27 protein-coding genes and 2 pseudogenes are annotated in these 24,778 nt (G+C 61.8%); 19 read left to right on the forward strand and 10 right to left on the reverse strand.

Annotation, left to right across the window (positions count from 1 at the left end):
• The first annotated feature begins 5 nt into the window (after positions 1–5).
• The 15 genes from cpaB to F2Q65_RS20315 all read left to right on the forward strand — a co-directional run bounded on the left by cpaB (position 6) and on the right by F2Q65_RS20315 (position 14,543).
• Positions 6–860, forward strand: coding sequence for a Flp pilus assembly protein CpaB (gene cpaB / locus F2Q65_RS11380; RefSeq protein ID WP_150093458.1), 855 nt, complete (start codon positions 6–8; stop codon positions 858–860).
• On the forward strand, positions 857–2,281 hold the full coding sequence (locus tag F2Q65_RS11385; RefSeq protein ID WP_150093459.1) for a type II and III secretion system protein family protein: 1,425 nt from the start codon (positions 857–859) through the stop codon (positions 2,279–2,281). Before cpaB ends, F2Q65_RS11385 begins: the two co-directional genes overlap by 4 nt.
• A gap of 101 nt (positions 2,282–2,382) precedes the next feature.
• Positions 2,383–2,676 (forward strand): hypothetical protein, encoded by a 294-nt coding sequence (locus tag F2Q65_RS11390; RefSeq protein ID WP_150093460.1) that lies wholly within the window; start codon positions 2,383–2,385, stop codon positions 2,674–2,676.
• A gap of 19 nt (positions 2,677–2,695) precedes the next feature.
• Positions 2,696–3,916 carry a CpaE/TadZ family protein gene (locus F2Q65_RS11395; RefSeq protein ID WP_150093461.1) on the forward strand — a complete coding sequence of 407 codons (1,221 nt, stop codon included), beginning with the start codon at positions 2,696–2,698 and terminating at the stop codon, positions 3,914–3,916.
• 16 nt (positions 3,917–3,932) lie between these two features.
• Positions 3,933–5,330 carry a TadA family conjugal transfer-associated ATPase gene (locus F2Q65_RS11400; RefSeq protein ID WP_150093462.1) on the forward strand — a complete coding sequence of 466 codons (1,398 nt, stop codon included), beginning with the start codon at positions 3,933–3,935 and terminating at the stop codon, positions 5,328–5,330.
• A gap of 6 nt (positions 5,331–5,336) precedes the next feature.
• Entirely contained in the window at positions 5,337–6,308 is a 972-nt protein-coding gene (locus F2Q65_RS11405; protein WP_150093463.1) for a type II secretion system F family protein, read from the forward strand.
• Between the two features lie 9 nt (positions 6,309–6,317).
• On the forward strand, positions 6,318–7,322 hold the full coding sequence (locus F2Q65_RS11410) for a type II secretion system F family protein (protein ID WP_150093464.1): 1,005 nt from the start codon (positions 6,318–6,320) through the stop codon (positions 7,320–7,322).
• A gap of 88 nt (positions 7,323–7,410) precedes the next feature.
• A complete protein-coding gene (locus F2Q65_RS11415) occupies positions 7,411–8,304 on the forward strand; it encodes a tetratricopeptide repeat protein (protein ID WP_150093466.1) in 894 nt (297 codons plus the stop codon).
• Between the two features lie 436 nt (positions 8,305–8,740).
• Positions 8,741–9,253, forward strand: a complete 513-nt coding sequence (locus tag F2Q65_RS11420) for a TadE/TadG family type IV pilus assembly protein (protein WP_170265653.1) — start codon at positions 8,741–8,743, stop codon at positions 9,251–9,253.
• A gap of 16 nt (positions 9,254–9,269) precedes the next feature.
• Positions 9,270–10,310, forward strand: coding sequence for a pilus assembly protein TadG-related protein (locus F2Q65_RS11425; protein ID WP_150093470.1), 1,041 nt, complete (start codon positions 9,270–9,272; stop codon positions 10,308–10,310).
• 115 nt (positions 10,311–10,425) lie between these two features.
• Positions 10,426–11,064, forward strand: a complete 639-nt coding sequence (locus F2Q65_RS11430) for a TadE/TadG family type IV pilus assembly protein (protein ID WP_170265655.1) — start codon at positions 10,426–10,428, stop codon at positions 11,062–11,064.
• 55 nt (positions 11,065–11,119) lie between these two features.
• A complete protein-coding gene (locus tag F2Q65_RS11435) occupies positions 11,120–11,608 on the forward strand; it encodes a hypothetical protein (RefSeq protein ID WP_150093474.1) in 489 nt (162 codons plus the stop codon).
• 138 nt (positions 11,609–11,746) lie between these two features.
• Complete coding sequence (locus F2Q65_RS11440) at positions 11,747–12,175, forward strand: TadE/TadG family type IV pilus assembly protein (RefSeq protein WP_281291027.1); 429 nt, start codon at positions 11,747–11,749, stop codon at positions 12,173–12,175.
• 165 nt (positions 12,176–12,340) lie between these two features.
• Positions 12,341–13,417 carry a pilus assembly protein TadG-related protein gene (locus tag F2Q65_RS11445; protein ID WP_246156159.1) on the forward strand — a complete coding sequence of 359 codons (1,077 nt, stop codon included), beginning with the start codon at positions 12,341–12,343 and terminating at the stop codon, positions 13,415–13,417.
• Positions 13,418–14,261: 844 nt separating this feature from the next.
• The gene (locus F2Q65_RS20315) at positions 14,262–14,543 is read left to right on the forward strand and encodes a hypothetical protein (protein WP_170265658.1); all 282 of its coding nucleotides are present in this window, start codon (positions 14,262–14,264) and stop codon (positions 14,541–14,543) included.
• 93 nt (positions 14,544–14,636) lie between these two features.
• Here the strand turns inward: F2Q65_RS20315 and F2Q65_RS11455 are convergent, their stop codons facing one another.
• The 6 genes from F2Q65_RS11455 to F2Q65_RS11480 form a co-directional block, all read right to left on the reverse strand.
• Positions 14,637–15,071 carry a type II toxin-antitoxin system VapC family toxin gene (locus tag F2Q65_RS11455; protein WP_150093480.1) on the reverse strand — a complete coding sequence of 145 codons (435 nt, stop codon included), beginning with the start codon at positions 15,069–15,071 and terminating at the stop codon, positions 14,637–14,639.
• Positions 15,068–15,316, reverse strand: coding sequence for a FitA-like ribbon-helix-helix domain-containing protein (locus F2Q65_RS11460; RefSeq protein ID WP_150093482.1), 249 nt, complete (start codon positions 15,314–15,316; stop codon positions 15,068–15,070). Before F2Q65_RS11460 ends, F2Q65_RS11455 begins: the two co-directional genes overlap by 4 nt.
• An 82-nt stretch (positions 15,317–15,398) precedes the next feature.
• Positions 15,399–15,683, reverse strand: coding sequence for a DUF1640 domain-containing protein (locus tag F2Q65_RS11465; RefSeq protein WP_150093484.1), 285 nt, complete (start codon positions 15,681–15,683; stop codon positions 15,399–15,401).
• A 51-nt stretch (positions 15,684–15,734) separates the two neighbouring features.
• A complete protein-coding gene (locus tag F2Q65_RS11470) occupies positions 15,735–16,250 on the reverse strand; it encodes a hypothetical protein (protein ID WP_150093485.1) in 516 nt (171 codons plus the stop codon).
• Complete coding sequence (locus tag F2Q65_RS11475; protein WP_150093488.1) at positions 16,247–18,097, reverse strand: hypothetical protein; 1,851 nt, start codon at positions 18,095–18,097, stop codon at positions 16,247–16,249. The genes F2Q65_RS11470 and F2Q65_RS11475 overlap by 4 nt, the downstream gene beginning before the upstream one ends.
• Positions 18,098–18,105: 8 nt before the next feature.
• Positions 18,106–19,215: a hypothetical protein gene (locus tag F2Q65_RS11480; RefSeq protein WP_150093490.1), complete on the reverse strand. Its 1,110-nt coding sequence runs from the start codon at positions 19,213–19,215 to the stop codon at positions 18,106–18,108.
• Positions 19,216–19,256: 41 nt separating this feature from the next.
• Between F2Q65_RS11480 and F2Q65_RS11485 the strand changes: the two genes are divergently transcribed.
• The gene (locus F2Q65_RS11485; RefSeq protein WP_281291026.1) at positions 19,257–19,460 is read left to right on the forward strand and encodes a sugar phosphate nucleotidyltransferase; all 204 of its coding nucleotides are present in this window, start codon (positions 19,257–19,259) and stop codon (positions 19,458–19,460) included.
• 125 nt (positions 19,461–19,585) lie between these two features.
• Here the strand turns inward: F2Q65_RS11485 and F2Q65_RS20430 are convergent, their stop codons facing one another.
• From F2Q65_RS20430 to F2Q65_RS11500, 4 genes and pseudogenes are all read right to left on the reverse strand, one after another.
• Positions 19,586–20,188, reverse strand: coding sequence for a PD-(D/E)XK nuclease domain-containing protein (locus F2Q65_RS20430; RefSeq protein WP_425473413.1), 603 nt, complete (start codon positions 20,186–20,188; stop codon positions 19,586–19,588).
• Between the two features lie 477 nt (positions 20,189–20,665).
• A pseudogene (locus F2Q65_RS20435) lies at positions 20,666–21,209 on the reverse strand (AAA family ATPase); the annotation flags it as partial.
• A 113-nt stretch (positions 21,210–21,322) separates the two neighbouring features.
• Positions 21,323–21,439, reverse strand: a pseudogene (locus tag F2Q65_RS11495) (IS5/IS1182 family transposase); the annotation flags it as partial.
• A 522-nt stretch (positions 21,440–21,961) separates the two neighbouring features.
• Entirely contained in the window at positions 21,962–22,210 is a 249-nt protein-coding gene (locus F2Q65_RS11500) for a hypothetical protein (RefSeq protein WP_150093492.1), read from the reverse strand.
• Positions 22,211–22,766: 556 nt separating this feature from the next.
• Between F2Q65_RS11500 and F2Q65_RS11505 the strand changes: the two genes are divergently transcribed.
• The 3 genes from F2Q65_RS11505 (at position 22,767) to F2Q65_RS11515 (ending at position 24,629) form a co-directional block, all read left to right on the forward strand.
• Entirely contained in the window at positions 22,767–23,102 is a 336-nt protein-coding gene (locus F2Q65_RS11505) for a hypothetical protein (protein ID WP_150093494.1), read from the forward strand.
• Positions 23,103–23,114: 12 nt separating this feature from the next.
• Complete coding sequence (locus F2Q65_RS11510) at positions 23,115–23,774, forward strand: phosphatase PAP2 family protein (RefSeq protein WP_150093496.1); 660 nt, start codon at positions 23,115–23,117, stop codon at positions 23,772–23,774.
• A 351-nt stretch (positions 23,775–24,125) separates the two neighbouring features.
• On the forward strand, positions 24,126–24,629 hold the full coding sequence (locus tag F2Q65_RS11515) for a PI-PLC domain-containing protein (protein ID WP_150093498.1): 504 nt from the start codon (positions 24,126–24,128) through the stop codon (positions 24,627–24,629).
• Positions 24,630–24,778: the final 149 nt, after the last annotated feature.

Below are 24,778 nucleotides of genomic sequence, written 5' to 3' on the forward strand. Positions count from 1 at the left end.
GCGTCATGCGGGCTGGAAGTCTCATTACTATCCTCATCTCGTTACTTCTTGCCGGCGTCGTTGCCTATCTGGGCAACGAGTGGATGAATCGCCAGCTCGCGGTCCGTCAGCCCGCGGCGCCAGCGGAAAGGGTGAAGGTGGTCGCCGCGGCGGTGGATATCCCGGTCGACAGCGTCATCGAAGACAAGCACCTTAAGCTGATCGAGATACCACCTGATCTGCTGCCCCAGGGTGCCATCACCGACAAGGCGGAGTTGAGGGGCGAGATCGTCAAGGATTCCATCTACGCCGGCGAGATCATCTCCGGCAAGCGCCTGCTCAGCGGCCCTGGCGGCAGCGTCCTGGCCGCCAAGGTGGAGCCGGGCATGCGGGCGCTCACCATCGGCGTGGACGAGGTCAGCGGCCTGTCCGGATTCCTGCTTCCCGGCAGCCGCGTGGACGTGATTTCCATGCGCGGCGGCAATGCGCGAACCATCCTGAGAGACATGAAGATCCTGGCGGTCGGCGAGCGTCTGCAGGTGGACGAGTCGCGCAACGTCAAGGTCCGAGCGGTCACCCTCGAGGTCAATCCGCGGCAGGCCGAGATCCTGGCGGAAATCACCACCGGAGGCGGTATCCGCCTGACGTTGCGCAACCAGCTCGATCGCGATCTCGGCGAAGGGAGCGTGTCGGCCACGGAAGCACCGGAAGCAGAAGCAGAACTGGCCCGCGCCGCGCAGGCGAACATCCTGCGGGCCAGGTCGCCTCAGCCGATCACCGTCATCCGCGGGACCAGTTGGGATCAGTCTCAGGGGCTGTCGACCTTGCCGTCGCGGTCCGTTGCTCCCTTGAACGAGGATGCGGAGGAGGGTGCGGAATGAAGCCCCAGTGTTTCACAGTGGGGCTCGGCGCCCGTTCCGTCCGTCGCACGATCGCGTTGCTCACTGGCATGGTGCTCAGCACGCTGCTCTGGGCCGGCGGTCCCGCCTCCCTGTCCGGGCCTGCCGGAAATCAGCAGGGCGTCAGTGTCCCGGTCAACCAGTCGCGGGTGATTGACCTGCCCAGCCCGGTGGCCCGCGTCTCGGTGGCCAATCCCGCCATTGCCGACATCCTGATCATCAACCCCCGGCAGATCTACATCAACGGCAAGCAACTCGGCACCACCAACATGATCTTCTGGGATCAGGACGATCGTGTTCAGCGCCAGGTCGGTCTTCAGGTCACGCATGATCTGCAAGGGTTGAAGGAGAAACTGCATCGTTTCATGCCAGGGGACCGGGTGCGGGTCGAGTCGGCCCAGGGCGCCATCGTGTTGAGCGGTGAGGTGTCCAGTCCCGCCAAGATCGACGCCGCCATGAGCCTTGCCCAGAGTTTTGCCGGCACGGAGAAGGCCGGCGTGATCAATTTGTTGCAAGTGGGCGGGGCCCAGCAGGTGCTGCTGGAGGTCAAGGTCGCCGAGGTGCAGCGGTCGATGGCCAAGGATCTCGACATCGATTTTCTGGGCCTCTACAACGGCGGCAGTGTTCAGATCGGGCTTGTCAATGCCGGCCTCTCCGCCGCGGATGCGGTCCCGGCAACGGGTGTCTTTGGCAGCGTGCTCAGCGGCAACTTCTTCGCCGAGATGGAACTGGCCATCGCGGAATCCCGGGGTCTGGCCAAGATCCTCGCGGAGCCCAACCTGACCACGCTCAGCGGCCAGCAGGCGGAGTTCCTGTCCGGTGGCCAGATCCCGTATCAGACGGTGGACGACGACGGCCAGGTGACCACGGAATTCAAGAATGTCGGCATCAACCTCAGCTTCATTCCCTTCGTGCTCGACTCGGGCATCATCAGCCTGAAGGTCAACGTGTCGGTCTCGGAGCAGGGCGAGATCGTTCCCACCGGCGTCGGTGAGGCGCTGAGCATCGTTAGTCGCGGCGCCAACGCCACGGTCGAGGTGCCCAGTGGCCAGACCATCGCCATCGCCGGCCTGCTCAGCGAGACCACGCGCGGTGAGGTCGACAAGCTGCCGGGGCTTGGCAGCATTCCGGTGCTCGGCGCGCTGTTTCGCAGCCAGGGCTATCGAACGGGCCAGACGGAGCTGATCATCTTCGTCACACCGCGGCTGGCGCGGTCGTTCGCCTCGGATGAAGTGAGGCTGCCCACCGACGACTTCGTCGAGCCCAGCGACGTGGAGTTCTACCTGATGGGGCGGCTCGAAGGTCGGCGGCCGGAGACGCCGGCCGCCCCCGCGGCACGCCGCTCTCAGCGGCTAGGTCCCGACAAGTCGGGCTCGGAGGGACCATTCGGGCACGACCTCTGATACCCTAAGGGCCTGATGACTTCCGCGCACGCCGGACAAGTCGAGCGCGGAGAGTTTTCGGCGCTGGTCCGGCAACGGCCGCGGATCTACGGGATAACCCTATGAACATCAACAGATTCAAAACGTCCCTGACGCTCTCCGCTTCCGGCGGTGTCGTCGGGCTGCTGCTGCTCGGCTGCGCCAGCGATCCGGCGGGTGACGCCGCCTTCGACCCGGCATTCGGTTCATCCGTCCGGCACATGATCGCGGTGCAGACATCCAATCCGGACGTGGGGTCCCATGGCCTGGATGGACGGAAGTCGCAGGTGGCGTTGACGGCCTATCGCGATGACGTCGCCAGCTTCGAGGCCCTCCGCGAACTGGAATTGAAGACGCCGACCGTCAGCGGCAACTGAACGAACTTTTGAAGGCACCATGTATCTGAACCTCGAGATCCTGGCCGTCGGCCGCTCGCGCGACACCGTCGCGGCCGTCACCGAAGACCTCCACGACCAGCTCATGCTGGCGCTGACGCCGCTGATCCTGGGCGACGGCCAATTGCTGCTTCCCGAGTACATGCGCCCGCTGCCGGACGCGCTGCTGTTCTGCGTCGATGACCAGTGGGGCGACGATGTCTGGCAGGTGATCGAGCGCATCCCGTTGCCGCGACCGCCGCTGTTCATGGTGACCTCCTCCAACGAGGTCGGCCTGCTGCGCACGGCCATGCGCCTGGGCGTGCGCGATGTCTTCTCCATGCCGCTCAATCCGGAAGAGCTGACCTCCGCCATTTCGCGCGTGGTGCGCGAAGAGCGTTCCAAGCGGGGCGAGTCTGGTTCGCGGCTGGTCGCGTTCATGAACACCAAGGGCGGCAGCGGATCGAGCCTGATCGCGGCCAACGTGGCCTCCGCCATGGCGCAGGAGGCCCGCTTCAGCCGCCGCATTCTGCTGGTGGACTTCGACTTCCAGTTTGGCGGTCTGCCCACCTATCTCAACCTGGTCGCCCGCGACGGGCTGATCAAGGCGATGGAGTTCGTCGATACCCTCGATCACTCCGCCCTGCAGGGCTACGTGATCCGGCACGACAGCGGTCTGCATCTGCTCGCCGCGGCCATGGACGAGATCATCGTGCCGGAGGATGTCAGCGCCGCGCGAACGGCAAAGCTGCTGGATGCCATGAACGGCGCCTACGAGGACATCCTGTTCGACCTGCCGCACCGCATCGATGCCTCCACCGCCGCGGTGCTGGAGCGCGCCGACGTCATTGCCCTGGTGGCACAGCAATCGGTGGCGCACCTGCACGACACCAAGCGCCTGGTGTTCCTGCTGCGTGACCGGCTCGGCATCGCCACCGAGCGCATCGTGCTGCTGGTGAATCGCTACGACCCGAAGGCCGAGGTCAGGCTGGAAGACTTCGAGGATGTCTTCCCGCAGTTGCGCGTGCGCACCCTCCCCGGTGATTACCTGCGCGCCTCCGAGAGCATCAACCTTGGAGTGCCCATCTGCGAGTCGGCCCCACGCTCGGAGCTGTGCCGCAGTCTGCAGGCCCTGGCAACGGGCATCGACAAACCCGTGGCGGCCAGCGACAGGCCCGCGCAGGCGGCGGGCGAAGCGCCAGAGCGGAAGAAAAAGGGTGTGCTCGGGCTGTTCCGACGATGATCTGGTGGATACCTGAATGGCACTGATCCGTAAGCCCTCGGCGCTTGCCCCTGAGTCCCAGGCCCCCAGCGAGCGGCGCAGCCCGGATGTCTGGGCGCGCACCCTGGGTGGCGGCTCCGGCATCACCAGCAGTCTGTCCCAGGCCGAGCTTGGCTGGAAGCGCGAGATCTTCGATCGGGTGGTCAAGGCGCTGGACCTGAGTCTGGTCGGCACCCTCGACGACAACGAGGCGCGTCGCCAGATCCACGAGACCTGCGTCACGCTGATGGAGCAGGACGTCGCGCCCTTTCCGCAGACCACGCGCCAGCGCATCATCCGCGACATTCAGGACGAGATCCTGGGCCTGGGGCCGCTGGAACCGCTACTCAAAGACCCGACGGTGTCGGACATCCTCGTCAACGGCCCGAACAAGGTCTACATCGAGCGCCGCGGCAAGCTCGAGCAGGCGCCGGTGTTTTTCGACAGCGAACGGCACCTGATGACCATCATCGACCGCATCGTCTCCCGCGTCGGGCGGCGCATCGACGAGGCCTCGCCCATGGTCGACGCGCGCCTGGCCGACGGCTCGCGCGTGAACGCCATCATCCCGCCGCTGGCCATCGACGGGCCCAGTCTGTCGATTCGCCGCTTTCCGTCCGACCGCCTGACCATGCAGCGCCTGATCGATCTGCAGGCGCTGACCCGCACCATGGCGCAGGTGCTCTCCGCCGCCGTTCGGGCGCGGCTCAACATCCTCATCTCCGGCGGCACCGGCTCGGGCAAGACGACACTGCTCAACGTGCTGTCGGCCGAGATCCCCCCCAGCGAGCGCGTCATCACCATCGAGGACTCCGCCGAGCTGCAACTGCAGCAGCCGCATGTGGTGCGGCTGGAGACCCGCCCGCCCAACATCGAGGGCCGCGGCGAGGTGACCCAGCGCGACCTGGTTCGCAACAGCCTGCGCATGCGGCCCGATCGCATCGTGCTCGGCGAGATCCGCGGCGCCGAGGCCATGGACATGCTGCAGGCCATGAACACCGGCCACGAGGGCTCGCTTGCCACCATCCACGCCAACACCCCGCGCGATGCGCTGTCGCGCGTGGAGAGCATGGTGGCCATGACCGGGCTCAACCTGCCAGCGCGCGCCGTGCGCTCGCAGATCGCCTCGGCGCTGGACATCCTGGTCCAGCTGGAGCGGCACGAAGACGGCGCCCGACGCCTCGTCAGCATCGACGAGGTGCAGGGCGTGGAGGGCGACATGATCACCACCGCCCAGATCTTCCAGTTCGAGCGCAGCGGCATCGACACCGAAGGCAATGTCATCGGTCACCATGCCGCCACCGGTCTGGTGCCGAAGTTCTACGAGCGGCTGCGACAACGGGGGATTCCGCTGGAGCTGTCGGCCTTCCAGCCGAGCGACGTGCACTTCCGGTAGCGCGCCATGTCCGACCAGACGCTGCTTGTCATCGCATTGTTCTTCATGGTGGCGCTGCTTGCTTATGCCTTTGCCACCCCGGTGGCCGGGGCCGACTCCCGCATGCGCCGGCGCCTGCGCAGCCGTATCAAGTCATTGTCCCGCGAAGTGGTGGAGAATCAGCAGATTTCGCTGATTCGCAAGAACTATCTGCAGCGGATGTCGCCCGCCGCGCGTTGGCTGGAGACGCGTCCTGTGTTCGATCCGCTGGTGCACATGCTGATGCAGGCCGGCCTGGACCTGGCGGCGGTGCATTTTGTCGGCATCAGTCTCGCGCTGGGTGTGGCGGCCTTCGGCGTCACGATGGTCCTTGGTTACGGGCTGGCGATTGCAGGCACCGCGGCAGCGGTCGGTGTCATTGCGCCGTATCTCTGGCTGCAGCGCAAGAAGGCGCAGCGGCTGGAAAAGTTCGAGGAATCGCTGCCGGACGGGCTGGCCTTGTTCGGGCGGACGCTGCGCGCCGGCCTGCCCCTGAGCCAGGCCATGCAGGTCGCCTCGCAAGAGCTCAAGGGGCCCGTGGCCGAGGAGTTCGGTGCCGTCTTTGCCGAGCTCAACTACGGTGGCGATCTGCGCGGCGCGCTCATGGCCATGCTCGAGCGCGTGCCCAGCGTGTCGGTGATGGCCTTGTCCACCTCCATCATGATCCAGCGCGAAACCGGCGGCAACCTGGCCGAATCCGTTGCCCGTCTCGAGCGCCTGATCCGGCAGCGCTTTGCCTTCCAGCGCAAGCTGCGCACGCTGGTGGCGGCCAACAAGGCCGCGGCCTGGATTGTCGCCCTGCTGCCATTCATCATGGCCGGTCTTCTCGAATTCATGTCGCCGGGCTATGTCACCGATCTGTTCGACGATCCCACGGGCCAGAAGATGCTGGCGGCGGCCCTGGTCCTTCAGGCCATTGGCGTGCTGTGGATTCGCAAGATGATCAAGCTCGACATCTGAGCCATCTTCATGGACGCCCTAGCCAAGATCCAGGCTGCATTCGACCGGCTGCTCGCCGATCCTCAGACGCTGCAATGGGCCTTCATTGCCGGCCTGGGTCTGTTGGCGTTCCTGCTGGTGCTCCTGATCGCCCAGGTGGTGCGTGGCACCCGAAATCCGGTGCAGCAGCGCATCGACACCTTCGCCGGAAACCTCGGCAATCCCGCTGCGGGCGCCACCAGGGAAGCGGCAGCGCCACCGGGTCGGGTTGCGCCGCAGACGCGCCGCCTGCTGGAGCGACTCGGCCGGGGCCTGGTCCCTCAGGACGTGGGCAAGCGCAGCCGCATGGAGGCCAGGCTGGCCATGGCCGGGTATCGCTCGCCACGGGCGCTGTTTGCATTATACGGCGCCAAGATTGTCGGATTCGTCGTGCTGCCGGTGGTGGTCGCGCTGGTGGCCTACTTCAGCCTCAGTCTGCCGCTGAATACCGAGCTCAGCATGGTCATTGGGTCTGTCCTGATCGGCGCGCTGCTGCCCGACAACTGGCTCGCGCGTCAGGGCCGCAAGCGTCAGGCCGCCCTGCGGCGGGCCCTGCCGGATGCACTAGACATGCTGGTGGTCTGCACCGAGGCCGGCCTGGGGCTTAACGCCGCGATCCAGCGCGTGTCGCAGGAGACCCAGATTCAGCACCCGGAGCTGGCGGAAGAGCTCGGCATGGTCATGTTGCAGACCCGCGCCGGCGTCGACAGCCGCGTGGCGCTGCAAGACCTGGCCGAACGTACCGGCATGGACGAGATGCGCGCCCTGGTCTCCACCCTGATGCAGGCCATGCGCTTCGGCACCAGCATCGCCGAGACGCTGCGTGTCTACGCCGAAGAGATGCGCGACAAGCGGCTGCAGTCGGCCGAGGAAAAGGCGGCGCGGGTCAGTACCACGCTGATCCTGCCGCTTGGCATCTTCCTGTTGCCAGCCTTCATCATCGTCGCGGTCGGCCCGACCTTGATCAAGGCCTACGAGGTTCTGACCCGAATGTAACCGACACCCCTGGCCAGCTCGCGCGCATCGCCCGGGCCGAGCCACGCATTCCCATGGTTTTTCCCGTACCTGAGTCTGCCGTCCCGCCATGCATCCCTTCACGTTGATCGCGTTCGCCACCGCCCTGCTGCTGCTCTCCGGCTGCGCCACCGCTCCGATGGACGGGGGGTCCAGCACCGACCGAAGCGCGCTTGCCGGAACCGCAAGCAAGGGCAAGGATGGCGCGGCCACCGCGCTCACCCGCGCAGACGCGGCACTGGCCAGCGGCAACCTCGACAAGGCCCTGTTCGAATACCTGCAGGCCCTGAACAAGGATCCGGACAACGCCGAGCTGCTGTACAAGATCGGCAACATCCACGACGCCCGTGGCGACACCCAGCTGGCCGAGGCAGCCTACCGCAAGGCCATCGCGGCGGATCCACGGCATGCCAGCGCGCTGACCAGCCTCGGCATCCTGCTGGCCAGGCAGCGCCAGTACGTCGAGGCCGAGGTTCAGCTGCGCGCCGCTGTGCGTGCCGAGCCCCGGCAGGCGCGTGCCCACAATGCGCTAGGGGTGCTCGCGGACATCGACCGCGATTACGCCCGCGCCCAGCGCCATTACGAGGATGCCCTGGCGCAGGCCCCCGGCGCACCCATGCTGCACAACAACCTGGGCTATTCCCGCTACCTCGCCGGCCGGCATGCCGCCGCCATCGCCGCCTTCGAGCGCGCGCTGGAGCTGAACCCCGACTATCAGCTGGCCTGGCGCAATCTGGGCCTGGTCTACTCCCGGCAGGGCCGGTATGACGACGCCCTGCAGGCCTTCGGCAAGGTGCAAGCGCGGCCCCAGGCGCTGAACGACGTCGGCTACGTCGCCATGGTCGCCGGTCGTCTGGACGATGCCGAGGCCTTCTTCGATCAGGCCCAGCGCCAGTCAGCGGAGTACTACGCGCTGGCCAATGCCAACGCCCAGCGTGTGAAGGTGCTGAAGGGCGAGCACTGAAAAGACGCTGATCGGTGACCTGTAACGTCTGAGAAGCGTTCTCGCGCGATTCGCGGTCACGGTCTGGAGCCTTTCAATTTAAGCCGGCTGTACTAGACTCAGTACTGTCAGGCGGCAATGATCGACATCCACATCTCCGGAATGTGAGCCGCTGGCCATCCAGGGTGTCTGCGCTTGCTTCTGTGCCGGATGCGTGTTTCTTCCGCCAGGTTCCCTGCAACCTTGCAAGCGCCCCAGGGTACGAACGAGTTGGACATTGTTCTTAACAGCCTTGGTCATGGCGTCGGCCGGTAGGGTGGACGAGCGAGAGCGACGTCCACCAAACCCCGTGCTGCCGATGGTGGACTGCGCTGTGCTTGTCCACCCTACACGCTCTACCTCGGCCGATGGCCAAAACGATGATCAAGGCCTTCTTGACAGGCTAATGGGGCAGGTAATGAATAAGCGAGTTGACGGCGGTTCCGCCATCGTCGAATTTGCGATTGTGATGCCGCTGATCCTTTTCATTCTTTTCGCCACGATCGAATTCGGACTCATCATTTTTGACTGGCAACTCATCACCAACGGAAGCCGGGAAGGCGCCCGATACGGCACACTCTATCAGAGCACCCGGCCAACGGCTCAAGCTATTGCTGACAGGGTGGAGCGAGCGACCGCGCAGCTTGTGTCATTCGGTGCCGACACAACCCCGACGGTCGCGGTAGCACGAAGAGCGTTCGATAGTGATACAGATACTTGGGAAGCCAGCTGGACAGACGTTACAGGCACGAATGCCGGTTGCGTCAATTTCAGGGATCAACTTCGGGTGACCGTCAGTTTCGACTATGAATTCCTCGTGCTCGGTGCCCTTTGGCGCGCACTTCACCTGTTTGGGCGTGAGTCGGATGACGGATTTGTGTCCCCGGAAAGACAGGGTATCGGGGCGCGTGCGGTGATGCTTTGCGAATGATCTGAGGCAGGCAATCATGTTTAGCCGAAAGCCAAATAAAACAGGTAGAGGTTCGATTTTTTTACTGGTTCTGATAGCAATTCCTGCATTGCTTGGGATCGCAGCCATGGCGTTCGATGAGGGCTATAAGCGTGTGCTGCAAACGCAACTTCAAACCGCACTCGATGCCGCAGCCCTCGCCGCTGCGCGCGAGATGGGTTCTATATATTATGCTATGGGCCTGGCCGCCGACCTGGATTCAAATCAAGTGAGTGACGTGCAACAGGTTGCGATGGGTGTAGCGTCAGAAAACACGGTTGCAGGGCAAGGTTTGATTCTGTCAAATGATGATGTGGAACTGACGCACTGGAATTTCGATGAGAACTATCCCGTAAACGCGGTGCGGGTATCATCGGCCTTCCCAAATGCAAGAACATTGTTGTCGAGCCTGCTGGGGTCCAGGTGGCCGCAACAATACTCAATTGACGCCGAGCTTCACAGCATGGCCGCACTCACGCCGGCGTCTGAATTCACCCCCGGCTTACCCTTCGCGATCGGGGCGGACTGGTTTGAGGGAAACGACTGTGGCGATGCGATTTCCTGGGGTGGCGGGGGTTGTGCTGCCTGGACAACCTTCAGTCCGCAGAATGTCAATGCAAACGACTTGCAGGAGATCATGGAGTGTCTGATGGATTTCCCACCACAGGAGTGCATGCCTTCCACGGCGCTGGATGGCCGTGAACTAGAATTTACGAACGGAGGTATTGCTGCGGCGCTCAGTGACCTGGAAGAGCTTTTTGAAGCGATGAGGGTGCGCAATGATGACATCCGGGACTTCGACGACGATCCGGATACATGGACTGTAGATGTGCTGATAGCCGACTTCGATTGCAGCACGCCCAATCAACTAAGCCAGGTTGTAGGCTATACGACGGTGACCATAGAGGGCGTGACGACGATTGGCGGTGGTTCACTGGATGCCACTGTGGACTGTGAGATTAAAACCCAGCCAAATGATCACGGTGGAGGTGGTTTTGGGACTGTGCTCGGAGATCTGCCTCGTCTGGTGACGGAGTGAAGCCAGGCGGTGAATTTTGAGCTGACGATAATAGTAGGATTCGCCGGCTGATAATCCTGATGCGTCAATTATGATCCCTGGGAAACGGCAGTCGCATGATGCTCTGGGTTCCATTGTGGCCAGTACAGATCAAAGGTGCGGGAATCGATGCAGCGGCTCGGCCATTGTCGAGTTCATTGTTATTGCGCCCGTGCTCCTTCTCGTTTTCGTGGTGGTCTTCGACTTCGGTCGCGCCATCGCCTGGGCCTTGCGGGTGGAGTACGCGGCCTATGCCGGCGTGATGTATGCCTATCAACGCTATAGCGGTGGCGACGTGAATGATCCAGCTTTTGCGCTAATGACGGATCAGAATGATGACGTAATTGGGGGGCTCAATGCCGCTGCCAAATCGAGTATTCAGGCGCGGACGGCGGCGTCGGCGGATCTTGTTTTCGGGGATGATCTCGACCAGGACGGTAATGCGACGGACGGTGTGACGGCAAGCGCCTACTGCGAATGCCGCCGACTCGATACAACAAAGGTTCCGGCGGAACTCGTGTTTGAAAAAGCCGACTCATGTGTGGATGACGATATACCGGACTTCGACTGCCAAAATATGAACTCCGACGGCGAACCCTGGGAAGCCGGTCCGCCGGCGGTGATGGTGCAAGTGCAGGTGACGGACAATTTCGTACCCGTAACGCCGTTACTGGAGCGCATTATTGGCGATACGCTCTTGCTGACGGTGACCAAGACGCAACAATTGGCGCAATAGACCAGCCAAGTGGCAACGAACATCCAGCGGGCCGCGTCATTTGCCGGCGATTATCATGCCTGTCATCCATAAACAATCGACATCTCGCCGAGAAACGGCGCGCGGATCCCTATTGCTGCTGCTGCTCGGGGGCGTGGCCTTGTTGGTGATCGGGGTTTTCTGGGGCCTGGCACATGTCGGCATGAATACCTGCGACCGCTGTTCGCTGCAACAGATCGCGGATCAGGTGGCGTTGACCGGCGCCACTGAATGGGCCCAGCGGACCGAGCAAGCGGACGCCCGCGTCTGGGTTGTTTCAGCGGCTCGCCATACCGCCGAACTCGCCCGGATTCGCCATGACAACGACGCGTGTGATGGCGGCGGGTCCAGCGTGCTGGTCTTTCTCGGGCCCGAAGGCTCCGGAAAGTGCCGCGACCGTACCGTGCCGGATGCGCGCGTTGTCACCGTGGTGATCTGTACGGACGGGCGCTCGGTGCTGACCGGTCTGCAGCGGGCCTGCGCGAGCGCGGCCGTCGGGACCGGTCGGCCATACCTCATTGAATGAGGTATCGAGCGATGGGGCAGGTAAATCCGTCTGCATTCAGTCTATTCTTATAGCCATGGGCCTGTGGAGAGATCGACCTTGAGACGACGGCTGGAAGCGAATCGGGCTGGTCCCCGGACACGGCAGCGCGGCGCCCATGTGGTCGAGATGGCCATCGTCCTGCCGTTATTCCTGTTCCTGTCTTTCGGCATCATCGAGACGGCCAATGCCATGCGCCTGTATATGTCCATGGTCTATGCCGCCGAGGACGCCGCCCGCTATGCCAGCCTGCACGGCAGCGGGGCCAGCGTTCCCGCAACGAGCGACAGTATTGCTGCACAGGTACGGGACTTTCCAGGGCTGAGTAATGCCACAGTAACAACGCTCTGGACGGCAACCGAAAACGCCGAAGCCTGTCGGGTACCGGATGACGCCTCCGGTTCCGACTGGGCGACCTCGCCTACAGGCAGGAATGATCCCGGGTCGCTGGTGTGCGTCTGGGTCGAGAGGACCTATCGCTTCATGACGCCGATCATCCCGGACCTGGATCTCAAGGCCCATATGGAGCGCGTGGTGACGGGCGCATGAGCAGACCAGGGCGATTCGATCCAGCGCCTTGACAGGCAAGGCAGAGAATCACCAGTTTTCGAGGAAACACGGGGCATCACCATGAAAACAGGCAGGCCATACCCCATGCGTCGGTCGAGCCAGCGCCGGCGAGGACGCCGCGCCCGCGCACGAGGCTCGTTGCTTGTGTTCGTGCTGATATCCGTTCCGGTGTTCGTGGCGGTACTTGGCATCGTCTTTGACGTGGGGCTGATCTTTCGCGACAAGAACCGGCTTCGGCATGTCGCGGAACGGGCGGCCCTGTCCGCCGCCAGCGAACTGGACAGAGGCGGTTCGGATCGGGCTGACTGGTTGCGCGCAACGGCGGTGAATACCGTCAGGCAAGCCGGCGTTCAGGCGCAGCAGGACGTGACCTGTCCCAAAGCCGACACGGACATCATCGTGACCGACAGCGACACGAATACGATCACAGAGTGCCCGGAGGGCAGCGCGTGTGTCAGCGTTGGCATCTGCACCACGGCCAACAGCTACTTCGGCTGGATCCCCGGTATGCCGGAACTGCTAACCGCCCGCGCCGTGGCGGCGGTTGGGATGGCGGAATCGAGTATTGGTGCCTGCATACATGCATTGTCGCCTGATGCAAGCAAAGCTCTCGAGTTGCGCGGTACTGCCGCGATTATAAGCGATGGCTGCGACATCATCGTTGATTCAAACCACAGCGATGATGCCTTGTATGTCAACAGTGCATCGATTGATGTCAAAGCCAACGATGCCGACATCAAGATCGTCGGCGGGCAAGACGTTCATGGGAAAGCAAGCATTGACCCATCTCCAAAGACGGGTGTTGATGTTACGGGCGATCCACTTAGCGGTATAGATTGCGGTGATACATTCGAAGGCTTAACTGTCTACTGCAATTTACCAGATACGATTGATTGGAAAAAGGACAAGAAGACTGGCGTTGTCGAGCTTTCAGGCAACACTGTTGCAGCGTTGCCTTCGGGTATCTATTGGTTAGCCGATGGCCTGGATATCAGGGGCACGGCTTCTTTGCTGCAAGCGGATGAGGGAGCAGGCGTGATCATCTACTCGCCGAGTGGTTCTGTTTCGATTGGAGGAACAGGCGATATCACCGGTCCAGGGGGTCAATTCCGCGGCGCCATCATCGCCGACACCATCGCCCTAGTGGGTACACCGGGGGCAGGTGGCTATGACTTTAGGTCTCCGAGCGGTCCACCTGGAAAACCGTTTCTGGTTCAATAGGCAGATAAAGGGCCTGTAGGTTGGGGTGAGCTTGCGAACCCCAACGATCAATGGTTTAAAACGCCAGGTGTGTTGGGGTTCGTTCCTCACCCCAACCTACGCGGAATCTTTTCACAAGCACGGTGCGTGGGAACGCGGGAATCGGGACAAGGGGGATGGCTCAATCCCGCGCAATGTCACGAGCGAGTGAATCAGGTAGCCCACTGCCGAGATTGATGCTGGAAACGGGCCTTGCGTCCGCCTCCATCCGGCTGGACGCCGGCTCTACGGCAACGCCGCTTGCTGTGCCGCCTAGAGCCCGTAGGTTGGGGTGAGCTTGCGAACCCCAACACTCGGTGGCCAATGGTGCCGGGCATGTTGGGGTTCGTGCCTTACCCCAACCTACATGACTATACGCAGAGCACCGCACCGCACCGCGGCTGCATTCCCGCGCGGACCGTGGGAACGAGCAAACGATCAAACTCTTGCTGTGATGACAGCGCCACGCATAGCCTCCTCTGAGATGCCTCGGAGGGCTTTGATCAGGTTCCTGATCAACTGCTGCTGGGTTGGTGGAACCGCTGCGCTTGTTGTTCCAATCTACCGGCCGATCTTGTAATCAGGCCTCTTGGAGTATAACAAGCGTCAGAGACAAGGCACTCATCCGCTTGATCTAGATCGACGGCGTGCTCAAGATGCTGTCTCAGTGCGGGCATCCTTCCTCGAACGGGAAACACTGGGCAAATTGCCGTTTGCCTACGCCAAGAAACCGCGGGCCCGCCGCCAGAGCGTGCGTAGCAATAGGGGTCAGGGGTAAATAGAATGCCCGCTAGAGTAACTTGACCAGCGCGGCGAGGGCGGCGACTTGGGCGAGCATAAGCGGCACCAGCCACTTGAGGAGGTCCAGCTTAGTGCGCGCGATGTCTCCGCGGACTTGTTCGATCTCTTACTGCAAACGCAGCTCGGCGGTGCGAAGGTCGCCGCGGAGCTGCTCGAGCTGCTCGAGCTGCTCGAGCTGCTGCTGCAGCCGTGCCTCGACCTCCCTGATCTCCTTCGGAGTTCGTCACGCCGCCTGACCCGCCGAGCAAACGCACAACATCAGGATCCTCGAAGATTAGCCTCGAGTGATGCGATTGCCCCGCTGTAGGTGCGGCTTCACCCGCACGTCCGGAGGCGTCGGATGTACGATGCGACTGACGCTGTATCTATCATCCCAGCGAGCTCTTGGCCAAAATGATGATCAAGGCCTCGCTGAGCCATCTGCCCATGGGTTGATGACGGGCGTGTGGAGATCGTCGAAGTGTTTGATGTTGCGAGTCGCGAGGATGGCGCCATGGGCTATTGCGATGCCGGCGATGAAGGTGTCTCGGATGTCAACAGGTCGGCCTCGCGCCTTGCGCTCTGCCGCCAGGCGGGCGGCCTGGCTGGCCGCTTGCACGTCAAAGACAAGGACCCGATTGGCAAGATCGATCTTGACCAATTCTTCAAATCGTTGTTGCAGAAGCGTCTTGCGCTGCCCCTTGGCGAGCAATTCCAGCCCATAGTGTGCCTCGAATAGGGTAATGCTGCTAATCCAGACGGTCTCTGCCGATTGTGCGTCTAGCCAGCTGACGACAACTGGGTCCGGCTGCCGTTGCATCATTGCCGAGAGGACATTGGTGTCGAGGATGATCATGCGCCAAAGTCTATGGGCTCGACGGTTTGGCCGCGCATCTCGCGCAGTGGCTCATCCAGGCCCGCGTCTGCAAATCGAGCAGCGATTCTGGAACCAAGCTTGGGGTAAGCTTCCAACTCTGCATTGACAGCGCGACGTAGAATCTGGCGGATCTCTTCTTCCACGCTCCAGCCATGCCGAACGGCCTGTTGCTTGAGTGCCGTCTTGACGTGATTTTCCAGGTTTCGGACGATGAGTTGTGCCATGCGTTCCTCCGGGGAGAAAAAGGAGGGAAAAGAGCAAAAGCAAAGAGCGAAGGGGTCCAGTGCGGGCTAAATGGAATGTGCCCTAATGTAGCTTGACCAGCGCGGCAATGGCGGCGACTTGGGCGAGCATGAGCGGCACCAGCCACTTGAGCAGGTCCGTCTTGATGCGCGCGATGTCGCCGCGGACTTGTTCGATCTCTTTCTGCAGCCGCAGCTCTGACTCACGCACATGACCTTGCGTGGCCAGGTCCGGCAGATGCGGGTAGCGGTCTTCCAGCCGCTCGAAGGCCTCGGCGATGACCCGCGCGCGGGCGCGCTCGTCGGTCGCAGTGGTGAGTGCTTCGTAGAGGTTGACAACCGAGCTCATGGCGCAACTATGCTGACTTTCGGCCTCTTAGGCAACTCCACTGGTGTTTGCCTACGCCAAGGAACCGCGGGCTCGCCGCCAGAGCGTGCGTAGCGCGCCGGGCACGAACACCAGGCTCACTGCCACGAGCGGTCCATAGATCAGACCCCAGTAGCTGTTGTTATCGCGACCGAAGAGCAAAAAGGCCGCGCTGTAGCCAGCCACGGTCAGCAGCAGCCGATGTCCCAAGGGGTCGCGCAAGGCGCCGGCACCCAGCAGGGCCAGGGGCACCCACAGGGCGGTCAGCCAGACGCCAGCGCCGATGATGAGTCCGTTCCATTGGTTGGCCGCCAGCACGAAGGCCCAGCCACCGAGGGCAAGCCAGCCGCCGCCCGCGCGAGCCTCAGGTCCGATGTGGCCGCTGACCATCCAGGCATGCAGCGCCAGGCCGATGGCAAAGGCAAGGCTGCCCGCCGCCCACCAGGTCGCCTCGCGCCGGCGACCTTCCCAGAGCGCAAGGCTGGCCATGGCCAGCACATAGGGCAGGGCAAGCTCGCGAAAGGCCAGGGCCTGGTCAACGGAAATCACCGGGATCCGTCGCTCGCGGCGACCGCATGTTGCACCCGAAACAGCAGGGGGCCGTCGGACAATGGTAGCGGCTCCAGCCAGTCCGGAACTGACCCCTGCAGGAGCTGATCGGCGAACAGCGTGCTGCCCTCGCGGCGTTCGTGGCTCAACACCGGGTCGCCCTCGCACACCAGCAGCAGATCGACGCCGCGACGCATGATCGCCTCCCGAGCGGTCGCCTGGTCGCGATAGAACATCAGTGTCTGATCGCGCAATCCGCTGGCATTGCGATGGTACGGGGCCGCGAGCACCTGGTGTGGCGTGAGGAAGAGCAGCGTGGCGCCATTGTTGACGGGAGCGGCGATCAGCAGCGGGCCGGTATCAGTCCAGATCGGTTCATTCAGCAAGTTCGCCACTTTGCGCATGTCGCAGGGCGCGATCTTCTCCGCGGGTTCGGCCGTCGCCGTGGAGGTCTCCGCCGTCCGCACCACCAGCAGGGGCAGAAGGATCGGCAGCAGGGCCACCGTGAGCGCAGGCCCGCCGCGCCGCAGCAGGCGTTGAAGCAGCCCACGGGCTTCACCTACCTTTGCGCCGACGCTGGCTGCCCACCAGCATAGCACCAGCCCGGCATAACTATTGGCCAGGTAGGTTCCGCGCAGTTGCCAGAATTGCAGCAGCAGGCCGCCGGCGACCAGTAGCACCAGCCCAAGCCACAGGGTACGCTCGGCCTCGGCGCCGCGCAGTACGCGCCAGGTGGCCATGAGCAGGGCCAGCACGGGGAGCGCCATGTGGTAAACGGCAGTTGCGGGTGTGTGCCGGATGACGCTCCAGAGCGATTGCGCCTCCTGCACGCGCGAGACCAGCAGGGCGGCGTCCTGACTGTTTTCGGCATAGGGACCGGCGGCGCAGTGCGGAAACAGCAGATACAGTGCGCCAAGCAAGAGCGTGCCCAGTCCGACGCCGGCCAGCAGGCGAGCGCTGAGCGTCAGCGAGAACCGCGACTGGCGCTCCAGTGCCGTGCTCGCGAGTCCGAGCAGCAGCACGGCAGCACAGAGCCCAACGCTCAGCAGCGAAAAGGCATCGCAGGCGGTGGAGACGCGTTGTCCAGGGGCAAGGGCCACGGGCAGCAGCAGGGCCGACGTCAGGGTCAGGCTCAGCCCATAGCCCGCCAGGCGGTCGGCGCCCCAACGTCCACGGCGCAACCAGACCAGGCCCAGCACGCCGCCGCTCAGGGCCACGGAAGGAATGGCCTCGGCGCCGACCCAAAGTCCGAGCGCGCCGGCGATGCCCGCCATGACGGGCAGCCAGGGCGACGCGCCGCCCGCAGCCACGCGCAGAACGGCGCCGGCACTGATCAGCGCCAGCAGCAGTTGCCAGCCATGATGGTCGATGCGCCCGGCGGCAAAGGGCAGGAGCGGGATGCTGAGCGCAAGCACGACCAGGGCGGAATAGAGCTGGCCGTCACGTCCGGTGAGTGGCCGCGCGGCCCAGATGAGTGCGGTAAAGAAGCCGAGCCCCAAGAGCACCGGCACCAGGAAGGCGGCGACCAGCACGGCGGCGTCGCGTCCGAGCACCGGCTCCGACAGCGCCAGTATCGCGACAAGCGGCAGATCGGGCAGGCGCGACCAGTGCATCAACACGCCCTCGGGCGGATTCAGCCGCGGCATGGTCAGGTCGTGCCAGGCCGCTCCGTCCCAGAGCGCCAGGGCCTGGAGCATGCGCATGAGATCGTCCGGATCCTTGAACGGCAGCCCCTCGATAATCTGCCCCTGGGTACCGCGCCACACTCCGAGTAGCGCCAGCACCACGGCCAACGACCACAGGACCGGGTGTTTTAGATCAGTGTCGGAGTGCTTGCCGGACACCATTGCGTGCCTCAGAACGCCGTAACGGGGCGACCGCGCGCCGAGGCCCAGAGTACGCGGAGTCCGGCTGGCGCGAAGGTGACGCTGATGGCCACCAGGGGCGCGTAGATGATGCCCCAATAACCGTTGTTGTCACGCCCGACGAAGAGGAAGGCAGCGCTATAGCCTGCCACCAGCAGCATCAGTCGCGTGCCAAGGGGATCGCGGCGGGCTGCTGCCCCGAGCAGTGCCAGTGGTAGCCAGAACGCCGCTAGCCAGGGGCCCGCGGCAACAATCAGCACGTTCCACTGGCTGGCGGAGAGCACAAAGTGCCAGCCGCCAAACGCGAGCCAGCTTGCCCCCTGCAGACCATCCGGGGGCACATGTCCGCTAACTACCCAGGCATGCGCCGCCAGCCCAAGCGCGAAGGCGATGATGCCGGCCCCCCACCAGGCGGCCTCCCGGTGACGCCCCTCCCAGAGCGCACAGACCGCCATTGCCAGCACGAACGGTAGCGCGAGTTCACGAAAGGCAAGGGCAACAAGGCCAAAGAACACACCAAGCGGCCAGCAGCGTTGCCGAACCGCAAGTGACAACGCCATAAAAGTGGCCGCCCAGCATTCGTGCAGGTAATAGGTCGGCGGGGGTAGCGCAATGACTAGACTGGAGTATGCCAGGAGTGCGCCACCTATAACCTCTCGACGCCTGAGCCCGAGATCCTTGAGTTCCATGATCCAGGCCAGCACCGCCACAAGCGCCACGAATCGAAGCAGATTAGCAGCCCAAACTTCTCCTAGATTGCTGATCACCCAGGCGAGCGTCGGCAGCCGCCAGGCCAGGAACGGCTTGGTGGGGTAGTTCCGCTGGTGCTGCTCGTCACCCGTGGCCGTGTAGAAGTCCTCGCCGCCTTGCATGCGCTCGACAACCCTGCGATAAAGAGCAATGTCGCCGCGGTCGCCAGCAGAGCCGCTGCTGACCTGGACCTCGGGCTCATGCAGTGGCTCAACATCAAGCAACAAGCCGTAGCCGATCAACAGCGCGATCGCCAGCAGGGCGAGGCGTGCGAGCCATGACGGCCAGCCCGCGTAGCGTATTGTCACCATCTCATCGTTCTCTTTGCCCGGAGCATTCACGAGGCGCATTCTTTTAGTTGCCGATATTCTACATTTTGTCCAGCCATGTCATGAAAGCAATCATCCTCGCCGGCGGGCTCGGAACGCGCCTGTCCGAAGAGACCCACCTGCGGCCCAAGCCCATGAACGAGATTGGCGGCAAGCCCATCCTCTGGTACATCATGAAGGGCTACTCGGCCCATGGCATCAATGACTTCGTGATCTCAGCGCGTTCGTCGCCTTCCATCGTGCGCACGGCGGGCTGGCGACCATGACGGCGGAGCAGCCGCCCCAGCCGTTTTTGAGCCCTGCGCATCGATAGCGATCGCATCAGCCGTGTCCAGGACACGCCCCTCGAAGCGCTCTGGGCCAGCGGCCAGGCGCCCTGGAAGGTCTGGGATCAGGAGTAGTTAGTTAGCGTCTCCACCTCAAAGCGCACGAGCGTGCGCTGCTCGCGGCTGAAGTCGATGCCGATGAGATGGATCGGCAGCCCCTCGGCGCGGTACTTCTCGGCATAGCCGCGCGCCTTGATCTGTTGCAGCGCGGCACCCTCGGGGAGCAGTTCCACCACCTTGAACTCGAAGAGCCAGATGCGCCCGTTGAAGCGCAGGCGCAGATCGAGCCGGCCCTGATGGCTGGCGTCCTCCGGCACCAGGTCCAACCCCAGCGCGGCCAGATGGCTGTATAAGACGCTGGCATAGAAGCCCTCGTAACGGGCGATGGGGCCGCCGTCGTGCCACTGATGCGGGATGGCGGCGAAAAGGCTGACGATATGCGCGCGTAGGGCATCGAAATCCCCGCTCGCCAGCACATCGTAGAGTCGGCTGACGGCGCGCTCGGCCTGCATGGCATCGCCCATCAGGCCCTTGAGCAGGGCATCGTTGAGGGCGGACTCCACTTCGAGATTCGGATAGCCCAGGCTGTACTCCCGGCGCGCGCCGATCTGGCGCTCGCCGGTGAAGGTGAGATATCCGGTTTGCCAGAGCAGGGCCTCGGAGGGCATGTCTTGCCCATCGAAGGTGGAGATCAGCGCCTCGGAGGCGCGCACCTCGGCCAAATCCGGCGTGAAGTAGCAGTGTTGCGTGGGTACTTCGACCGAAAAGGTTGGCGTGCCGGTCTCGAACCACCAGGGACGAAACAGGCGTGGATCGAACAGCAGCAGCACATCGAAAGGGTTGTAGACCGCCTCGCCAAGCCAGTTAAAGCCGTTGTACCAGGTGCGGATCTGTTCGCGATCGAGGCCCTCCAGCTCTGGCGCAAACACCTGATCCAGGTCCGCCTCTGTGTAGCCACAGAGGGCGGAGTAGCGTGCGTCGACGGTGATGTCCTTGAGGTTGTTCAGCCCCGAAAAGAAGCTCACCTTGCTGAACTTGCTGAACTTGCTGAACTTGCTGAACTTGCTGAACTTGCTGAACTTGCTGAACTTGCTGAACTTGCTGACTCCGGTGAGGAAGGCGAAGGGGAAATGGGCGTCGGAGTCCTTGATCACCGAGTAGAGATTGCGCAGCCCGTCGCGCATCGCGCGCGAGCTCTGGATCGGTGATGTTGTCGAGGATAGGTTTGTCGTACTCGTCCACCAGCACCACCATGCGCTCGCCGGTGGCGGCGTGGGCCCGTTCGATGAGCTCACTGAAACAGCTGACGATGTCCGTTTGATCGCTGCAAGTGACGCCGATCGCCTCCTGGTTCTTCCGCAACAGCGCCAGGATGCGCCGGTCCAGCTCTTCGCGGCTCTGAATCATCCCACCGCCAAAGCTGAGCCGGATGACGGGATGCCGCCGCAACCAGTCCCAGCGCTGCTCTGCCTCCAGTCCTTGGAACAGCGCCGCATTGCCCTCGAAGAGTTCTGCTAGCGTGTCCAGGAACAGCGACTTGCCGAAGCGCCGCGGGCGCGACAGAAAGTAATGCGTACCTTCCTCGATCAGACGCAGGGCAAAGGCGGTTTTATCCACATAGTAGAAGCCCCCTTCGCGGATTTTGCGAAAGGTCGGAATGCCGATAGGTAGCGCGCGCCGCTTCATCATCCGGAGACCTGTCCAACATCAGAATGAACGACCAGGAATCCTAGCATGGCCCTCTGGCCGAGCGCAGCGCACGCAGAGCGGCTCAGCCCTCGCCACCAGCACAGCGAAGATTCCCCCTTGTAGCGGCTCTTCCTGTGGCCGAGTAGGTTCTTGACCACATGGAAGGGATACTCGACCCGGGAGCGCACTTGCGCCTTGCGCCATTCATAGGCGCGGGTGAGGTCCTTGAGCGTCCTATCGGGGGCACCATCCCACCGTTGGTATCGCCTCATCTCGCGCGCGATGTTCAAGTCCCGCCATGGGCGCCAGCTTCAGCCCCCAGCCCCGCTGCCGGCGCCGGCCTGAGTCGGCGACGGCGAAAAAATCACGTTGGGTGGACGACATCAGCCGGCGAAATTCGCCGGGTGAGGGGCTCAACTGCTCCATTTAGGGCCATGCCAGGCCGCCCCGTCCCGGTGCGCCAGGGCCTGCAGCATGCGCAACAGATCGTCCGGATCCTTGAACGGCAGTCCGTCGATGATCTGTCCCTGGGTACCGCGCCACAGGCAGAGGAGTGCAATAATTTTTCCGAACGATCACAAAACGCGCTTTTCAAGAATGGACTGCCAGGTCGATGGCAAAAGCGGCAATGCCAGCGTCCCACCACGCGGCCTCGCGGCGACGCCTCTGCCAAAGGGCGCAGGCCGCCATCGCCAGGACGAATGGCAACGCAAGCTCGCGGATGGCGAGTGCCGCCAGGCCACAGATCACGCTCAACCACCACCAGCGTTGTTGTAGGCAAGTGCAAGTGCCATTAGCGTTGCGGCCCAGGTCTCGTGCAGCAAGCAGTCGGAGGATGGCAGCACAATGACAAGGCTGGAGTAGGCCAGGAGAGCCCCGGCAACGACACCGCGCCTGTCGAGCCCAATGTCCCTGAACACCATGATCCATGCCAGAAGCGCAACCAGGCCCAACAGCCGGAGCAGGTTCGCGGCCCAGAACTCTCCCAGGTGGCTGATCACCCCAGGCGAGCGTCGGCAGCCGCCAGGCCAGGAACGGCTTGGTGGGGTAGTTCCGCCGGTGCTGCTCGTCCCCCTGGCCGTGTAGAAGTCCTCGCCGCCTTGCATGCGCTCGACGACGCTGCGATAAAGAGCGATATCGCCGCGGTCATCAGCGGCTACGCTGCTGACCTGTCATCCGTAGCCTATCATTAGCACGACCGCCAGCAGGGCGAGGCGCGCGAGCCACGGTGGCCAACTTCTGTAACGAAATGCTGACATCCGATGGTACTTGTGGCGTAAGTGTTTGGTAGATGGGCGCGTGTGCGCAGCGTAGGGTGCTAATGGTGATCTTAACGCCCATTTCCAAGGCGATTCTGATAATGCTCGGACGCCCTTCAGGATAAGAATCATCTCGAAACGTCCTGGGAAAGGTCCTGCGGAGGTTTGGGGTCGAGAGCAAGGGGCAGGCGCTTTATCTTGGCGTGCTATCGGCCCCGACCGTTCTTCCGCAACAGCCACCTGCTTTCTACGGTTTATCGAGGTCTTTGATTTGCGATCTGAATCTCGAATTATCGCCATGCTACTGGCCGTCGTTTTGCCGTTCAGTGGCATGGTATGGCTTCAGGCCGATGTGTTTGACGTGTCGCCAACGGATACATGGCTAGACTATGGCCGCGTCACACTCATTTCTTGGGTTTTAGTTGCACCCGCCCTAATGTATATTCGTGTCTATCGCCTTGCTCTTTATGAGCGCACTCCTCGTCCACTAGCTGCAATTTTCCGATTTGGCCTGTCCCAATCATCGCCAAGTGTTTGGTTTTTGCGTTTTGCAGTGTTTATTATCTTGGCGTTGCTTTTAGGCTCTTTCACGGTTTTCAAGAGCATCATTCCAGAGCTTAAGCCTTTCAAGTAAGATGAACTCTTTATGTACTTGGATCGTATACTATTCTTTGGGCATGATCCATGGCGCTTCACACATGCAATCTTTGGTGACGCAATTTCAACGTGGGTATTGCAACAGTTCTATATCCTTTGGTTTGCGATAATGTGGATGAGCCTGGCTTTCGTTACGCTTCGAAGCGAACTGCAACATCTTCGTGCGCAGTACCTGCTGGCGTTTTCTCTGAGCTTCATCGTTATCGGGTGTTTGAGCGCATTGCTCTTGTCTTCGGCTGGCCCCTGTTATTACGATTGGGCGGGTCCGGAACCGAATGTTTATGCGCCTTTAATGTCGAAACTCGAATACTTGAATCAAGAGCTGATGGAGATGTCGCCAGCCAAGTCGTTAAATGGTCTTGTGCTGCAAGGGTATCTGAAACAAGCTCATGATGACGGTGAGGTTGTATTCGGCGGTGGTATTTCGGCAATGCCTTCAATGCATGTGTCGGTTGCCACCTTGGTTGCATTAGCAGCATGGGGCTATCAAAAATGGCTGGGCGCGTTAATCGCACTAGTCATCCTGGTCATCTGGCTAGGGTCAATACATTTGGCGTGGCACTATGCTGTAGACGGTCTGGTGGCTTTCTTGTTAACTGTAGTTGTCTGGTCGATTTCTGGAAAGATCGCAAAAATTGTTCTGGAGTAGTCGAAACATGACTTCTGTTAAAAGATGCGGCTTGTCCGTATTTGGCGTGGCCAGAAAGCTGCTCTTGACGTGCATGGTTTCGCTTGTTGTTATCTTGATGGGGTATGCAGCAAGATCAATCGTTTTCTCTGAGCCGCTGATAAATGCCTCATACTTTCTGCGGGGCATAAATGCATCTGATCGAGGCTCTATATCGGGTCGGCTTCCGGTGATAGCTCACGCTGGCGGTGGTGTAGATGGAAGAACATACTGAAATCCCATATCCGCGCTAGAGAGGAATATAGGTAAGTGGCGGTTTTTTGAGATTGACTTTTCCTGGACTGCAGTCGACCGGCTGGTGTGTTTGGATGATTGGCGGGACGCTCTGCTTTCCGTCTATGGGATATCTTGGAGGCCGTTTGCATCGTATACATTGAAAGAGTTGCGCGAGCAGGCAAAGATCGAAGTATTTACGATCGAGGATGTGGTCAGCTGGCTCAAAAAAATCCCACTAAAAAGATCGTGACCGATGTCGTGTCAAGGAATACACAGGCTTTTTTCTATTTTGCAAATCGATTTCCGGAGGTCAGAGACAGATTTATTCTGCAGGCATATTCGCCGTCAGACTATTTTGCGGCGCAAGAGCTCGGCTTTAGGGATATTATCTGGACGCTATATCGTTCTTATTTGACTGATCAGGCGGTCTTGGCGCATTTGAGGTATATGGATCTGTACGCGCTGACAATGCCTGTCTGGCGGGCGCGACGGGGCTTGGCCTTAAAGGTAGAAAAGTTCGGGGTGCCAGTCTATGTCCACACGGTCAACAATATTCAGGATTTCTATGAATTGGAGAAATTTGGTGTGAACTCGTTCTAGTCAGACTGGATAGGTGATTTTGGGGGGGGGGGGGGCTTTGATAAATTTTTTACTTAAGCAAATAATATCAAGAAAGGTCACATGCCAAGAATTAGTGCCCCGCACGTAAGTATGACATATAATTACTTTTTGAAGGAATTAAAAGATAT

Source organism: Thiohalocapsa marina (assembly GCF_008632335.1).
GTDB classification, from domain to species: Bacteria; Pseudomonadota; Gammaproteobacteria; order Chromatiales; family Chromatiaceae; genus Thiohalocapsa; species Thiohalocapsa marina.

Bases quoted from the DNA above. Each gene is read 5' to 3' on its own strand.
- cpaB (WP_150093458.1), top strand. From the start codon at position 6: ATGCGGGCTGGAAGTCTCATTACTATCCTCATCTCGTTACTTCTTGCC.
- F2Q65_RS11385 (WP_150093459.1), top strand. From the start codon at position 857: ATGAAGCCCCAGTGTTTCACAGTGGGGCTCGGCGCCCGTTCCGTCCGT.
- F2Q65_RS11390 (WP_150093460.1), top strand. From the start codon at position 2,383: ATGAACATCAACAGATTCAAAACGTCCCTGACGCTCTCCGCTTCCGGC.
- F2Q65_RS11395 (WP_150093461.1), top strand. From the start codon at position 2,696: ATGTATCTGAACCTCGAGATCCTGGCCGTCGGCCGCTCGCGCGACACC.
- F2Q65_RS11400 (WP_150093462.1), top strand. From the start codon at position 3,933: ATGGCACTGATCCGTAAGCCCTCGGCGCTTGCCCCTGAGTCCCAGGCC.
- F2Q65_RS11405 (WP_150093463.1), top strand. From the start codon at position 5,337: ATGTCCGACCAGACGCTGCTTGTCATCGCATTGTTCTTCATGGTGGCG.
- F2Q65_RS11410 (WP_150093464.1), top strand. From the start codon at position 6,318: ATGGACGCCCTAGCCAAGATCCAGGCTGCATTCGACCGGCTGCTCGCC.
- F2Q65_RS11415 (WP_150093466.1), top strand. From the start codon at position 7,411: ATGCATCCCTTCACGTTGATCGCGTTCGCCACCGCCCTGCTGCTGCTC.
- F2Q65_RS11420 (WP_170265653.1), top strand. From the start codon at position 8,741: ATGAATAAGCGAGTTGACGGCGGTTCCGCCATCGTCGAATTTGCGATT.
- F2Q65_RS11425 (WP_150093470.1), top strand. From the start codon at position 9,270: ATGTTTAGCCGAAAGCCAAATAAAACAGGTAGAGGTTCGATTTTTTTA.
- F2Q65_RS11435 (WP_150093474.1), top strand. From the start codon at position 11,120: ATGCCTGTCATCCATAAACAATCGACATCTCGCCGAGAAACGGCGCGC.
- F2Q65_RS11455 (WP_150093480.1), bottom strand. From the start codon at position 15,071: ATGATCATCCTCGACACCAATGTCCTCTCGGCAATGATGCAACGGCAG.
- F2Q65_RS11460 (WP_150093482.1), bottom strand. From the start codon at position 15,316: ATGGCACAACTCATCGTCCGAAACCTGGAAAATCACGTCAAGACGGCA.
- F2Q65_RS11465 (WP_150093484.1), bottom strand. From the start codon at position 15,683: ATGAGCTCGGTTGTCAACCTCTACGAAGCACTCACCACTGCGACCGAC.
- F2Q65_RS11475 (WP_150093488.1), bottom strand. From the start codon at position 18,097: ATGGTGTCCGGCAAGCACTCCGACACTGATCTAAAACACCCGGTCCTG.
- F2Q65_RS11480 (WP_150093490.1), bottom strand. From the start codon at position 19,215: ATGCGCCTCGTGAATGCTCCGGGCAAAGAGAACGATGAGATGGTGACA.
- F2Q65_RS11485 (WP_281291026.1), top strand. From the start codon at position 19,257: ATGAAAGCAATCATCCTCGCCGGCGGGCTCGGAACGCGCCTGTCCGAA.
- F2Q65_RS20430 (WP_425473413.1), bottom strand. From the start codon at position 20,188: ATGCCCTCCGAGGCCCTGCTCTGGCAAACCGGATATCTCACCTTCACC.
- F2Q65_RS11505 (WP_150093494.1), top strand. From the start codon at position 22,767: ATGCTACTGGCCGTCGTTTTGCCGTTCAGTGGCATGGTATGGCTTCAG.
- F2Q65_RS11510 (WP_150093496.1), top strand. From the start codon at position 23,115: ATGTACTTGGATCGTATACTATTCTTTGGGCATGATCCATGGCGCTTC.